Origin of the sequence: Bacillus sp. MT(2024) (genome assembly GCF_036362845.1) — a bacterium.
Taxonomy (GTDB): domain Bacteria; phylum Bacillota; class Bacilli; order Bacillales; family Bacillaceae; genus Bacillus; species Bacillus velezensis.
The window spans coordinates 1,587,122-1,599,582 of sequence record NZ_CP143632.1 but is presented as its reverse complement, the minus strand read 5'-3'; the positions used below and the strand labels follow the sequence as shown (position 1 = coordinate 1,599,582).

14 protein-coding genes are annotated in these 12,461 nt (G+C 44.8%); all 14 read right to left on the bottom strand.

The genetic code is table 11. From position 1 onward, the window contains the following. Positions 1 to 4: 4 nt before the first annotated feature. Positions 5 to 619, bottom strand: a complete 615-nt coding sequence (locus VP472_RS08080; RefSeq protein ID WP_015388236.1) for a MotE family protein — start codon at positions 617 to 619, stop codon at positions 5 to 7. An 11-nt stretch (positions 620 to 630) separates the two neighbouring features. Next, positions 631 to 1,074: a flagellar export protein FliJ gene (gene fliJ / locus VP472_RS08075; protein ID WP_003154253.1), complete on the bottom strand. Its 444-nt coding sequence runs from the start codon at positions 1,072 to 1,074 to the stop codon at positions 631 to 633. A gap of 5 nt (positions 1,075 to 1,079) precedes the next feature. Then, complete coding sequence (gene fliI, locus VP472_RS08070; protein ID WP_031379121.1) at positions 1,080 to 2,396, bottom strand: flagellar protein export ATPase FliI; 1,317 nt, start codon at positions 2,394 to 2,396, stop codon at positions 1,080 to 1,082. After that, a complete protein-coding gene (gene fliH, locus VP472_RS08065) occupies positions 2,393 to 3,148 on the bottom strand; it encodes a flagellar assembly protein FliH (protein WP_146276768.1) in 756 nt (251 codons plus the stop codon). Before fliH ends, fliI begins: the two co-directional genes overlap by 4 nt. After that, positions 3,141 to 4,157, bottom strand: a complete 1,017-nt coding sequence (gene fliG, locus VP472_RS08060) for a flagellar motor switch protein FliG (protein WP_003154256.1) — start codon at positions 4,155 to 4,157, stop codon at positions 3,141 to 3,143. The genes fliH and fliG overlap by 8 nt, the downstream gene beginning before the upstream one ends. Before the next feature lie 12 nt (positions 4,158 to 4,169). Then, positions 4,170 to 5,780 (bottom strand): flagellar basal-body MS-ring/collar protein FliF, encoded by a 1,611-nt coding sequence (gene fliF / locus VP472_RS08055; RefSeq protein WP_003154257.1) that lies wholly within the window; start codon positions 5,778 to 5,780, stop codon positions 4,170 to 4,172. 42 nt (positions 5,781 to 5,822) lie between these two features. After that, positions 5,823 to 6,143 carry a flagellar hook-basal body complex protein FliE gene (gene fliE, locus VP472_RS08050; RefSeq protein ID WP_007409777.1) on the bottom strand — a complete coding sequence of 107 codons (321 nt, stop codon included), beginning with the start codon at positions 6,141 to 6,143 and terminating at the stop codon, positions 5,823 to 5,825. A gap of 10 nt (positions 6,144 to 6,153) precedes the next feature. Continuing rightward, on the bottom strand, positions 6,154 to 6,606 hold the full coding sequence (gene flgC / locus VP472_RS08045) for a flagellar basal body rod protein FlgC (RefSeq protein WP_003154259.1): 453 nt from the start codon (positions 6,604 to 6,606) through the stop codon (positions 6,154 to 6,156). Further along, on the bottom strand, positions 6,606 to 6,995 hold the full coding sequence (gene flgB, locus VP472_RS08040; protein ID WP_003154260.1) for a flagellar basal body rod protein FlgB: 390 nt from the start codon (positions 6,993 to 6,995) through the stop codon (positions 6,606 to 6,608). The genes flgC and flgB overlap by 1 nt, the downstream gene beginning before the upstream one ends. A 353-nt stretch (positions 6,996 to 7,348) precedes the next feature. Further along, positions 7,349 to 8,128 carry a GTP-sensing pleiotropic transcriptional regulator CodY gene (gene codY, locus VP472_RS08035; protein WP_003154263.1) on the bottom strand — a complete coding sequence of 260 codons (780 nt, stop codon included), beginning with the start codon at positions 8,126 to 8,128 and terminating at the stop codon, positions 7,349 to 7,351. Between the two features lie 37 nt (positions 8,129 to 8,165). Further along, positions 8,166 to 9,569 carry an ATP-dependent protease ATPase subunit HslU gene (hslU, locus tag VP472_RS08030; protein ID WP_014305002.1) on the bottom strand — a complete coding sequence of 468 codons (1,404 nt, stop codon included), beginning with the start codon at positions 9,567 to 9,569 and terminating at the stop codon, positions 8,166 to 8,168. Between the two features lie 16 nt (positions 9,570 to 9,585). Further along, positions 9,586 to 10,131 carry an ATP-dependent protease subunit HslV gene (gene hslV, locus VP472_RS08025; protein ID WP_003154267.1) on the bottom strand — a complete coding sequence of 182 codons (546 nt, stop codon included), beginning with the start codon at positions 10,129 to 10,131 and terminating at the stop codon, positions 9,586 to 9,588. A 15-nt stretch (positions 10,132 to 10,146) separates the two neighbouring features. After that, a complete protein-coding gene (gene xerC, locus VP472_RS08020; protein WP_007409774.1) occupies positions 10,147 to 11,064 on the bottom strand; it encodes a tyrosine recombinase XerC in 918 nt (305 codons plus the stop codon). A gap of 69 nt (positions 11,065 to 11,133) precedes the next feature. Further along, positions 11,134 to 12,441, bottom strand: coding sequence for an FADH(2)-oxidizing methylenetetrahydrofolate--tRNA-(uracil(54)-C(5))-methyltransferase TrmFO (gene trmFO / locus VP472_RS08015; RefSeq protein WP_012117550.1), 1,308 nt, complete (start codon positions 12,439 to 12,441; stop codon positions 11,134 to 11,136). Positions 12,442 to 12,461 lie beyond the last annotated feature (20 nt).

The following is a 12,461-nucleotide window of genomic DNA, read 5'->3' as shown; positions in this document are numbered from 1 at the left end:
TACATCACTCCTTATTTCCGTCAGCGGATAGTTTTTCTGTATATTTAGCCGCTTGTTCAGGAGTCATTTTCGTCAAGATTTCAGCAAGCTGCTTTTTACTTAATCCGTTTAAAATATCGAGGGCTTCTTTTTCTTTCAGCTTTACGATAATGCTTGCCGCTTTACCGCTGTCCATACTTTTATAGATGTTGATCATTTTATCTTTTCCGGCTGAATCCGAAGCGTCTTTTTTTGTTTCATCCGTCTTCGTTTTCTGCTGCTGTTCAGCTTCCTGTTTCAGTGAACGGATTTTCTGATTCAGATTATCGATTTCGGACTTGCTTGTGTCTAAATCTTTATTCAAAATGTTAATTTCACTTTTTTGTTCCTTTATGGTCTTTTCAAGAGAAGCCGTTCTGTCTTCCTTCTGCTTTTCCGCCGCGCTTTTCATTTCTTTCGTTTCGGGAACCAATTCTTTTAAAACAGGCGTTTTAGCGGCTGTTTCCTGAATCGGCTTCATCACATCAACGCCGGCAGCCCAAAGGATGATGCTTGCGACGATGATCAGAAAAATCAGCGGGATCATGATAAAAAGCAGGATTGAACCGAACTTTCCAGATCTCTTTTCTTTATCGGCCATTTCATTCGCTCCTAATGCCCCTGAATCATAAACTGCTTGATTGAAATGTCGTCCATTTCCCTCATCTCTGCAGCTTTATCTTCAAGTGCGAACATATTAAATTGTTTTTCCCGCATTTTTTCAAATTTCTTTACTTCAATGTTTTTTTCGGTGAGCTGTTCCTGCTTCTCATTCATTTCATTTCGTTTCATAATGACAAGCTTTTGATAATGGTAGATGGTGTTCTCAAGGTTGGAAACGAATTGCTGATAATGTCTCATTTCCTGAACGCTCATCCCGCATTTCAGCTTTGATTCTTTGTCTTTTTCGAGCAATTCTTTTTTGCTCATATTTTCATATAGTTTTTCAGCCACTGTCTCAAATTCAGAAACCGATTGTCTGTATTCAGTCAATGTTTGGTCTTTTTCATTTTCTTTTAATTCCAGCAGCTTTTGAAATCTGAATTGGTACGCCATGATGTTTATTCCTCATTTCCTGTCAGACTCGTCAATGCCGCAATGCTGTCTTCCAATTGAGCAGGTTCTTCCGTTCCTTGTTTTAAAAATTGAATAAGCTGCGGATAAAACTGAATCGCTTCATCAATTTCTCTTGATGACCCTCTTTTGTAAGCTCCGATATTAATGAGATCTTCAGAGTTTTGATAAGTTGACAGAAGATCGCGGAATTTGTTGGCCGCCTCTATGTGCGCTGTGTCTGAAATATTAGACATGACCCTGCTGATGCTTTTCAGGATGTTCACGGCCGGGAACTGCCCTTTGTTGGCAAGCGCCCGATCGAGAACGATATGCCCGTCTAATATTCCGCGCACCGTATCGGCAATCGGTTCGTTCATGTCATCTCCGTCAACGAGAACCGTATAAAAAGCGGTTATCGTTCCTTGTTCATTTGCGCCCGTTCTTTCCAGCAAACGAGGCAAAATAGCGAACACAGAAGGTGTATATCCCTTTGTTGTCGGCGGTTCTCCCGCTGCCAGGCCGATTTCCCGCTGAGCCATCGCGACCCTCGTGACGGAGTCCATCATGAACATCACATTCCGGCCTTTATCGCGGAAATACTCCGCAATGGCGGTGGCCGTATACGCCGCTTTCAATCGCATTAACGCAGGCTGATCAGAGGTCGCGACTACGACTATCGAGCGTTTCAGGCCTTCTTCGCCTAAATCCTTCTCGATGAATTCACGCACCTCGCGCCCCCGTTCACCGACAAGTGCGATAATGTTTAAATCAGCTTCAGTCTGCTTCGCAATCATTCCCATCAAGGTGCTTTTCCCGACTCCGCTTCCGGCAAAAATCCCGATTCTCTGCCCTTTTCCTACCGTCAGCAGACTGTCAATCGATCTGACGCCGACACCCATCTTTTCCCGTATCGGCGGGCGTTTCATCGGGTTTGGCGGCTGCTGTTCTGTCGAAACGGGGGACAAACCTTTCGGAAGCGCCCGGCCGTCAAGAGGTTCGCCGAACGCGTCGACAACTTGTCCGATTAACCCCGCCCCTACTTTGATGCGGAGCGACTCGCCAGTGGCCTCCACAATGCTGCCCGGCGCGATACTGGCTGCTTCCAGATAAGGCATTAACAGAATGTTTTCATCCTGGAAGCCTACAACCTCAGCTTTAATTGCTTTTTTTGCATGGCCTTTCGGATAAATGAGACAAACATCTCCGATTGAGCTTTCGGGCCCTTTTGATTCAATCATCAGCCCGATGACCCGTTTAACCTTGCCGTAGCGTTTGTACGGATCCGCTGTTTCAATTGAGTCTATTAAATACTGTGTCTTCATTGCTCCGCTCCCGCCTCAAGCGCCGTTAAAAGCTTTTGCTTTAATTGCATCAGCTGAGTGTCTATGCCTGCATCAACACGTCCGAACGGAGTTTCTATCGAGCACGTTCCCTTCGCGGCTTTTTCATCGGCATATAAGCTTAATCTGCATTCTTTGTATAACAGCTGCTGAATTTCGTCCATATGCTGATGAACCGTCTCATAATATTCAGGGTCCACATAGATGGAGATGTCATCATAATCTTTTACTTCGGCTACTACCTGTTTGACCAGCAGAAGGAAAGCCTCTTTATCGTCACTTTTTTGCCGCCAGACTTTTTTAGCGAGCGCAACGGAAAGCTCAATAATTTCTTCCTCAGCGCTTTCCAGTTTTTCCTCGACTGACTGTCTCGCCATTTCCATAACGGCATTGGCCCGGCTGATGAGATTGGCATATTCAGCTTGAGCATCGGCTTTTCCCAATGCCATGCCTTCTTTATATCCTTCTGCCTTCGCTTCTTCCATCAATCTTTGTTTTTCTTCCGCCCAGCGGTTTTTCTCTTCTTCAATCTGCCGAAGAGTGTGATCCAATTGATTTTTCGCTTCTTCAGACACCCTGTCGGCTTCGGCCTTGGCAAAAGCCATGAGAGCCTCCGGATTTTCAGGTTCCTCCCGGTCTGGCTGGGAATGTGTTTTCCTGACTTCCTGCAAGGAAAGCTTACGCCGTTTTTGTTCAGGAGAAAATGATGATTGCTGTTTAATGATATTAGACAATAATATCGTCTCCTCCGCCTCGCGCGATTACAATTTCTCCGGCTTCTTCCAGCTTGCGGACGACGCCCACGATTCTTGATTGCGCCTCTTCCACATCACGCAAACGCACAGGCCCCATAATTTCCATTTCCTCTTTAAACGTTTCAACCATACGCTGTGACATATTGCTGAAGACGATCTCTTTGACTTCCTCGCTCGCAACCTTCAATGAAAGCAGGAGGTCGTCGTTTTCAACGTCTCTGATCACGCGCTGAATCGCACGGTTATCAAGGGTGACAATATCTTCAAAGACAAACATCCGTTTTTTGATTTCATCCGCCAATTCAGGATCTTGGATTTCTAATGAATCAAGGATCGTTTTTTCCGTTCCTCTGTCTACGCCGTTTAACACTTCAACAACGGCTTCTATGCCGCCGGTCTGCGTATAATCCTGCGTAAAGGAGGAGGACAGCTTTTGTTCAAGGACCCGCTCCACTTCATTTATGATTTCGGGAGACGTTCTGTCCATAACCGCAATCCTTCTTGCCACCTCAGCCTGAACGTCCGGGTTCAGCTCAGACAAAATCTGTCCGGCCTGCACCGGGTCAAGGTAGGATAAAATCAGTGCCATCGTTTGCGGATGTTCCTGCTGAATGAAATTTAAAATCTGTTCGGGCTCCGCTTTTCTCGCAAAATCAAACGGCTTTACCTGCAAAGAAGAGGTGAGCCTGTTTAAAATGCTTACCGCTTTGTCTTCTCCGAGCGCTTTTTCAAGCACTTGGCGGGCGTAATTTAAACCGCCTTGTGAAATATAGTCCTGAGCGATTGCGATATTATGAAATTCTTCAATGATTTCATCTTTTCTTTGATGATCGACGCTTCTGACTCCCGAAATCTCGAGAGTCAATCTTTCAATTTCTTCTTCAGACAAATGCTTGTACACAGAAGCTGATACATCAAGGCCTAAGGAAATCATGAGGATGGCTGCTTTTTGTTTTCCTGTAAGCTTGTTCTGATCACGTTTCGCCATTTTCCATTCCCCCTAATCCTCGTCCAGCCAGCTTCGAAGCAATTTAGCAAAGTCTTCCGGTTTTTCTTTAGCCATTTTTTCAAGCTGTTTTCGTCTGACTGTTTCTTCCGTTTCAATTTTCTCTTCGTTGATATCAGGCAATCGAACCGGCTCCGGCGGTGTTTCATATTCATATTCTTCGTATTCATCCTCTTGTGAGCGTTTCTTTCTGATGAGGAGAATAATAAGCAGAATAATGGCCGCAAGCAGTACGCCGCCTGTAATGTATACCCAGATCGGAAGACCTGAAGATTGTGCCGAATCTGTGTTCAGGCTTGTTTTTCCGTCAAACGGCTGAACGGATACAACGATTTTATTGTTGATATCATTGTCTGTCAGGTTTTGATTTTGCGTTTCGTTTTTATCAAGAGACGTTCTGACGACCGTTCCTAAAATCTTCTGTATATCAGCCTGTCTCTGTGCTGATAAGGAAGCGGCATTTTTCGGATTAGGCGGCTCCACCATGACTTGAATGCCTAAATCACGCACTTTATACGGGCTTTCCGCGATTTCTTTATGAATACGGTTGACTTCATAGTTGATTTTATTGCTGCTTTTTTCGTAGTCCCCGCTGTTTGAACCGCCGTTTGTCTCAGCATAGTTCGCGGTGTCATTGCTTCCCGTTCCGGCCGTGCCGCCGTTGGCTGCGCCGTCGCCTTTATACGTTTCCGCAACTTTTTCGGCGCTTACCGCTATGCCTTCCATGTTATCTTTATCGACAGGTTCGACAGTGTCTTCAGTGCGTTTTTCCTTCGTGAAGTCAATATCCGCCGTTACGGAAACAACGACCTTATCCTGCCCCATCATTGTGCCGAGCAGTGACTGAACATGTTTTTGAATGTCCTTTTCGACCTGCGACTTAATACCTTGCTGAGATGCATAACTGTCAGAAACGGACCCTGCACCGCTGTCACTTTTGTCATAATATGTAGAATTTTGATCCATTATGACGATATTATCTTCTTTTAAGTTCGGAACACTTTTAGAAACGAGATGGTACAGCCCGTTGATCTGGTTTTGATCAAGCGAGTAGCCCGGTTTCATCTGCAAAACGATAGATGCGGACGCTGCCGGCTGATCTTCACCGACGAACACGGCTTCTTTCGGCATATTGATCATGACCTTCGAGCTTTTAATACCGTCCATTTCATTTATCAGGTTTGACAATTCGGTCTGAGTCGCCTCAACCTTTAAAACGTCAAACTCATTATCTGTCAGGCCGAAGCCCGCATTTTGTCCGAAAAACGAATAATCAATTGATCCCGTTTTCGGCAGGCCTTCCGCGGCAAGCTGGACTTTAAGCGAATCCACTTGGCTCTCAGGAACCTTAATGACCGTGCCGCCGTCAGCAAGTTCAGAAGACACCTTTTTCGTATCGAGCTCTTCTTTAATCTTCCCCGCTTCTTCCGCGGACAAATCTTTATAAAGAGGCACCATCTTTTCAGACGAAGTAAAAATAATAACGACGATGAGTAAAATAATGAATGCGGCCAAGCCGCTTACCATGAGTATCTTCTGTGTTTTTGATCTGTTGTTCCAAAACGCTGCCGTTTTGGTTTTCATTTGCATTAGAGTACGATTCATGTTAACCCCCGGTCATTCCAGTCATTCTCTTCAATCTGACCACTACATCTGCATTCTCATGATTTCCTGATAGGCTTCTACGGCTTTATTGCGGAATTCGGTAGCGGCCGTCAGAGAGATATTTGCTTTTTGGGCAGCGATCATGACCTCGTCAAGGTTTACATCCTTTCCTGCAGCCAGTTCGTTCGTTATTTGGTCAGATTTTACTTGTGACTCATTTAACGAATCAATAGAGTTTTTTAAAAGCTCCGAAAAGCTTGTTTGGTTTGAAGAATCAGTTTTTTGAGTTTGGTTTAATTGATTCGTTACGTTTTGAGTGTTTTGGGTTTGTTGAAGCTGAAAAGGAGTAATAGCGTTAACCACTTACATCACCTTACTTTCCGATTTCTAAAGCCTTCAAAAGCATGCCTTTGGAGGCGTTTAATGCAGTTACGTTTGCTTCATATGATCTCGTGCTGCTGACAAGATCCACCATTTCTTTTAATGGGTCTACATTTGGTTTTTGCACATATCCGTCTTTATTCGCATCAGGATTCTCCGGATCATAAACGAGATTAAAAGCGGACGGGTCTTCCGTAACGCCAGATACCTTTACGCCATTTCCAGCGCTTCCTGTTCCGTTCATCTTGGAATGTAAAAGGGACGAAAATGATTCGCCTCCGGATTGGAGAGATACCAGCTTTCTTCTGTAAGGCACCCATTCGCCATTTACCTGCTTCGCTCTCGTTGTATCCATATTGGCCAGGTTGGACGATACGACGTCCATCCGGACACGCTGTGCAGTTAAAGCGGAGCCCGAAATATTTAAGCTTTGAAAGCCACTCATTATTTTCCTCCTGTCAAGACGGTTTTCAGAGAATTGAATTTGCCGCTCATTCTTTCAACCAAAGCCTGATAATTAATTTGGTTTTCGGCTAAATCTGTCATTTCTTTGTCGATATCGACATTGTTTCCGTTTTGCTGGTACGATGTATCACTGCTGGACACGATAGAATAATCGTCCCCTGAACCCGTAAAGTCAACGTGCCGATAGTCGGTTTTTACCGCCTCAAGATTGGATGTTTCCTGATCTAACAAATTTCGGAAAGAGACTTTTTTTGCCTTATAGTTCGGTGTATCTATATTGGCGATGTTATTAGTTAAGACTTTTTGCTTAATGTCCGCTCTCCCCAAGGCATTCTCAAGATTTTGTATAGTTCCAGAAAATAAGTCCAAATCCACTTACCTCCATTTCAGATATTTTTCTCCTAAAAATCCTTGTCGAGAATTGTAAAACCATATGCTTATTGTAAGAAATAACAGGCTTAAAGTCTATGAAGTTAGGCTAAAAAAAAGTGCTCAATTATATCTATTTTGCATGTAGGTATTAAGTCCTAGAGTATTTGGACTACAAGCATTTGTTTAATATAAGACTGAAAATAGCAGAATTTCTGTATCTTCCTCCTTTTTTCACACAGCAAGATGGATTATCTCAGATCAGCTTCCAATAAGCAACTTTAAACTGCAACTTTTCACCTATTGTCCATAAAAAAAGCAGGACCCCCATTTTCAGGGATCCTGCTTTTGTCTTAATGAGATTTAAGGTTTTCCAATTCAATAAGGAATTTGTTGTTCAGAACTTTAATGTACGTCCCCTTCATTCCCAGTGATCTGGATTCAATGACGCCTGCGCTTTCCAGCTTTCTCAGCGCGTTAACGATTACTGAACGCGTAATGCCGACACGGTCCGCAATCTTACTTGCCACAAGCAAGCCTTCGTTTCCGTCAAGCTCTTCAAAGATATGCTCAATCGCTTCAAGTTCACTGTAAGACAGAGAACTGATCGCCATTTGAACAACCGCTTTGCTTCGCGCCTCTTCTTCGATTTCTTCCGCTTTTTCTCTTAAAATCTCCATTCCTACAACGGTTGCCCCGTATTCAGCAAGAATGAGATCATCATCTTCAAATTGATCCTGCAGACGGGACAGAATCAGCGTGCCCAGTCTCTCTCCTCCGCCGATGATCGGCACGATCGTTGTTAAGCCCGCTTGGAACAGGTCTCTGTTTTCCACAGGAAACGCCGTGTATTCGCTGTTGATATCAAGGTTTGAAGACGTCTCCGGAACATTGAACAGATTTCTCGTGTACTCTTCCGGGAACTGGCGGTCTTCAAGCATTTTTTTCATGCGGTCATTTTCAATCTGCTGATTAATAGAGTAGCCCAAAAGCTTTCCTCTGCGGCTGACGACGAAAATATTAGAATCAATGACGTCACGAAGCGTTTCAGCCATTTCTTTAAAGTTTACGGGTTTGCCTGCCGCAGCCTGCAGCATGCTGTTAATAATTCGTGTTTTTTGTAGTAAAGCCATGATAAATAATCCTCCTAGAATTCCTCTTATTAAATTTTCACAATATAAATTGACTTAGATCTTTGTTGTTTGCAATCGTTCCGAGCTTTTCTTCAACGTATTGCGGCGTGATGGCGACTTTTTCCATCGTCACGTCCGGCGCTTCAAACGACAGGTCTTCCAAGAGACGTTCCAATATCGTGTGAAGCCTTCTCGCTCCGATGTTGTCCGTGTCCTGATTCACATGATAAGCCACTTCGGCGATCTTACGAATAGCTTCGTCAGAAAATTCAAGAGATATACCTTCTGTCTGCAATAAAGCCTGATATTGTTTTAACAGCGCGTTATCGGGTTCGACGAGAATCTTCACAAAATCATCCACCGTCAGCTTGCTCAATTCTACACGAATCGGAAAGCGGCCCTGCAGCTCCGGTATCAGATCAGACGGTTTGGCCATATGGAATGCCCCGGCTGCGATAAACAGCACGTGATCTGTTTTGACGGAGCCGTATTTCGTGACGACGGTAGATCCTTCGACAATCGGAAGGATATCTCTTTGAACGCCTTCTCTCGATACATCTGCTGAGGAAGAAGCCCCTCCGTTTTTTGCGATTTTATCTATTTCGTCAATAAAGATAATGCCGCCCTCTTCAGCTCTTAACACGGCCTCTTGGCCGACTTCATCCATATCAATTAATTTGCCTGCCTCTTCATTGGTCAGAACCTTCCTTGCTTCTCTGACCGTCATTTTGCGGCGTTTTTTCTTTTTCGGCATCAGATTGCTCAGCGCATCCTGCATATTCATGCCCATCTGCTCCATCCCGGAGCCTTGCAGCATGTCAAACATCGACGGCTGCTGCTCTTCCACCTCTACGGAGACGTAATGGTCTTCGAGCTCTCCCAATGCGAGCTGATGCGCCATGCGTTTTCTTTTTTCTTCAAGGCTTGCTTCTTCCTGCTGGTCGGCTTCATCATCATTTGCCGTCTGGCTTCCTCCGAAAAGCATTTCAAACGGATTTTTCACACCCGCTTGTTTTTTCTTTCCCGGAACGAGAAGCCGCACGATACGTTTGTTTGCATTTTCTTCAGCCTGTTCTTTCACTTCGCTGATTTTTTCTTCTTTAATGAGCCGCACGGATGTCTCAACAAGGTCTCTGACCATTGATTCGACATCTCTGCCTACATAGCCGACTTCTGTAAATTTTGTCGCTTCAATTTTTATAAATGGCGCACCGGTAAGCTTGGCGATCCGTCTGGCGATCTCTGTTTTCCCCACCCCGGTCGGGCCCATCATCAGGATGTTTTTGGGAACGATCTCGTCTCTCAGTTTTTCATCAAGAAGACTTCTGCGATAGCGGTTTCTTAATGCCACGGCGACAGCTTTTTTCGCATCCTGCTGTCCTACAATGTATTGATCCAACCGATCTACGATTTGTCTCGGTGTTAACGGTTTGTTTTCCATGCGCCTCAAGTCCTTTCTATTCAAGTTCTTCCAAAATGATCTGATCGTTTGTGTACACGCAGATCTCGCCTGCGATTTTCAAAGCGGCTTTTGCAATATCTTTGGCGGACAGATTCTCTCCGGCATAGGTTTTCAGCGCTCTTCCTGCTGACAGGGCGTAGTTTCCGCCGGAGCCGATTGCCAAAATGCCGTCATCCGGCTCAATCACTTCACCTGTTCCCGATACGAGAAGCAAGGTATCCTGGTTCATGACAATCAGCATGGCTTCCAGCTTGCGCAGCACTTTATCGCTGCGCCATTCTTTCGCAAGCTCAACCGACGCACGTTTTAAATTGCCGTTGTATTCTTCAAGCTTCGCCTCAAACATTTCAAAAAGTGTGAAAGCGTCTGCAACAGATCCCGCAAATCCGGCCAGAACCTTTCCGTTAAACAGCTTTCTCACTTTTCTCGCTGTATGTTTCATGACTACAGCCTGACCGAATGTGACCTGGCCGTCTCCTGACATAGCGCTTTTCCCGTTATGCTGGACGGCAAAAATCGTTGTCGCATGAAAAGATGACATGAGAAGGGCCTCCTTTTAATTTTCTTTAAAAGCTCTCGGGTGGTGGGACATATATGTGTTTCTCAGCATTTCCTTCGATACATGCGTGTATATCTGCGTAGAAGACAGATTGGAATGGCCCAAAAGCTCCTGGACGCTTCTTAAATCAGCCCCTTCATTCAGCAGATGAGTCGCAAACGTGTGCCGAAGCATATGCGGGTGTATATGTAAAGTGCCGGATGCTTTTTTTACAAGCCCGCTTAAAATATACCGGATTCCTCTGGCGGTCAGCGGGCCGCCTCTTTGATTGACAAACAGCACATCATGAGGCTCTTTTGCTTTTTCAAGCAGGCACTGCCTTCCGCTGTTGATATACAGCTCCAGCGCATCACGGGCATATGAGCCGAACGGGATATAGCGCTGCTTCTTGCCTTTCCCGTGAACGAGCACCGTATCCATGAACAGGTCAAGATCGCCGACAGTGAGCGTACAGCACTCACTGACCCTCATTCCGGTCGCATAAAGAAGCTCAAGCAGGGCCTGATCGCGCATCCCTGACGGCTGACTTCTGTCTGAGACAGCGAATAGCTCCTCAAGTTCTTTTTCATAAAGAAACTTCGGAATCCGTTTCTCTTGTTTCGGCAGATGAACAAGCTGAAACGGATTCTCTTCAACAAGCTTTTCCCTCATTAAAAATTTATAGAAGCTTCTCAAAGCTGAAATTTTCTTGCTGATTGTTTTTCTTGACAGACCTTTTTCATAAGCCTCTGTCAAAAATATTCTCACATCATGATATGCAGCTTCTTTCATTCCATTTATATTTTGAGCATGCAGAAACATCCCAAATTCTTCAATCGAATTAACATAATTCACAATAGTATATTGTGAATAATTTTTTTCAATTTGTAAATATTCAACGAATAACTTTAAAAAAAAGTTAACATTCTCAGTCATTATGAAGACCTCCCTCTCCGAAGGGCTTTTAAATGGTATCATATAATGCATCGAAGTTGCAATGAAAAGCTATATCGTTTTCGAAATAGTTTGAATAGTCTCAATTGCGCGTTTAGCGTATTCTTCATTTCGTTCTTTTTTGTTTTTAATTTTTACAGGCAATTCTTTTAAGAGGCCGAAGTTTGCATTCATTGGCTGGAAGTTCTTCTGATTTGTCGTCGTAATGTAGTGAGCCATGCTTCCGATCGCCGTCTCCTGCGGGAATGTCACAAGATCCTGACCGAGCACAAGTTTGGCGGCATTGATTCCCGCTACAAGACCTGAAGCGGCAGATTCAACATAACCCTCTACACCGGTCATTTGGCCCGCGAAAAACAGATCGTTCCGCTGTTTAAATTGATATGTCGGGTTCAAAAGGCTCGGCGAGTTGATAAATGTGTTTCTGTGCATGACGCCGTATCTGACAATATCAACATTTTCAAGGCCGGGGATCAGTTTAAGCACTTCTTTTTGGTCTCCCCATTTTAAATGTGTCTGAAAACCTACAATATTATAAAGCGTTCCCGCCGCGTCATCCTGTCTGAGCTGAACGACTGCATAAGGGCGCTTGCCTGTTTTCGGATCTTCCAGTCCGACCGGTTTCATCGGTCCGAACAGCATCGTTTTCTTGCCTCTTTTCGCCATGACTTCAATCGGCATACAGCCTTCAAAGAAGATTTCTTTCTCGAATTCTTTTAAAGGAACCGTCTCAGCCGTCGTCAATGCTTCATAGAAACGGTCGAACTCTTCCTCTGTCATCGGGCAGTTTAAGTATGCCGCTTCTCCCTTGTCGTAACGGGATTTTAAGTACACTTTCTCCATATCAAGGCTGTCTTTTTCGACAATCGGCGCCGCCGCGTCATAAAAATACAGATACTCTTCTCCCGTGAGCTCTTTCAGCTGCTGTGAAAGCGATTCTGACGTAAGCGGTCCGGTCGCGATAACCGTCGGGCCTTCCGGAATCTCTGTTACTTCCTCAGTAAGAACCGTTACGTTCGGATGGTTTTTCACGAGATCCGTCACGCTTTGCGCAAATTCATGGCGGTCAACTGCAAGCGCTCCCCCTGCCGGAACCGAGCATTTATCAGCAGATTGAATGATTGCTGAGTCAAGGGCCCGCATTTCTTCTTTTAATACGCCTACCGCATTAGCGAGTGTATTAGAACGGAGGGAGTTGCTGCATACCAGTTCAGCGAATTTATCAGTATGATGGGCTGCCGTCTGCCTGACGGGCCGCATTTCGTATAGTTTTACTTGAATTCCTCGTTTTGCAAGCTGCCATGCCGCTTCACTTCCGGCAAGGCCTGCTCCGATTACATTAACTGTTTGCTGGTTCATTTCTTTTCATCTCCTGTTGT

Excerpts from the sequence above, each read along its gene's own strand:
- hslV (WP_003154267.1), bottom strand. The coding sequence starts at position 10,131 with ATGTCATCTTTTCATGCGACAACGATTTTTGCCGTCCAGCATAACGGG.
- fliJ (WP_003154253.1), bottom strand. The coding sequence starts at position 1,074 with ATGGCGTACCAATTCAGATTTCAAAAGCTGCTGGAATTAAAAGAAAAT.
- fliF (WP_003154257.1), bottom strand. The coding sequence starts at position 5,780 with ATGAATCGTACTCTAATGCAAATGAAAACCAAAACGGCAGCGTTTTGG.
- fliI (WP_031379121.1), bottom strand. The coding sequence starts at position 2,396 with ATGAAGACACAGTATTTAATAGACTCAATTGAAACAGCGGATCCGTAC.
- xerC (WP_007409774.1), bottom strand. The coding sequence starts at position 11,064 with ATGACTGAGAATGTTAACTTTTTTTTAAAGTTATTCGTTGAATATTTA.
- trmFO (WP_012117550.1), bottom strand. The coding sequence starts at position 12,441 with ATGAACCAGCAAACAGTTAATGTAATCGGAGCAGGCCTTGCCGGAAGT.
- codY (WP_003154263.1), bottom strand. The coding sequence starts at position 8,128 with ATGGCTTTACTACAAAAAACACGAATTATTAACAGCATGCTGCAGGCT.
- flgC (WP_003154259.1), bottom strand. The coding sequence starts at position 6,606 with ATGAGTGGCTTTCAAAGCTTAAATATTTCGGGCTCCGCTTTAACTGCA.
- hslU (WP_014305002.1), bottom strand. The coding sequence starts at position 9,569 with ATGGAAAACAAACCGTTAACACCGAGACAAATCGTAGATCGGTTGGAT.
- VP472_RS08080 (WP_015388236.1), bottom strand. The coding sequence starts at position 619 with ATGGCCGATAAAGAAAAGAGATCTGGAAAGTTCGGTTCAATCCTGCTT.
- fliG (WP_003154256.1), bottom strand. The coding sequence starts at position 4,157 with ATGGCGAAACGTGATCAGAACAAGCTTACAGGAAAACAAAAAGCAGCC.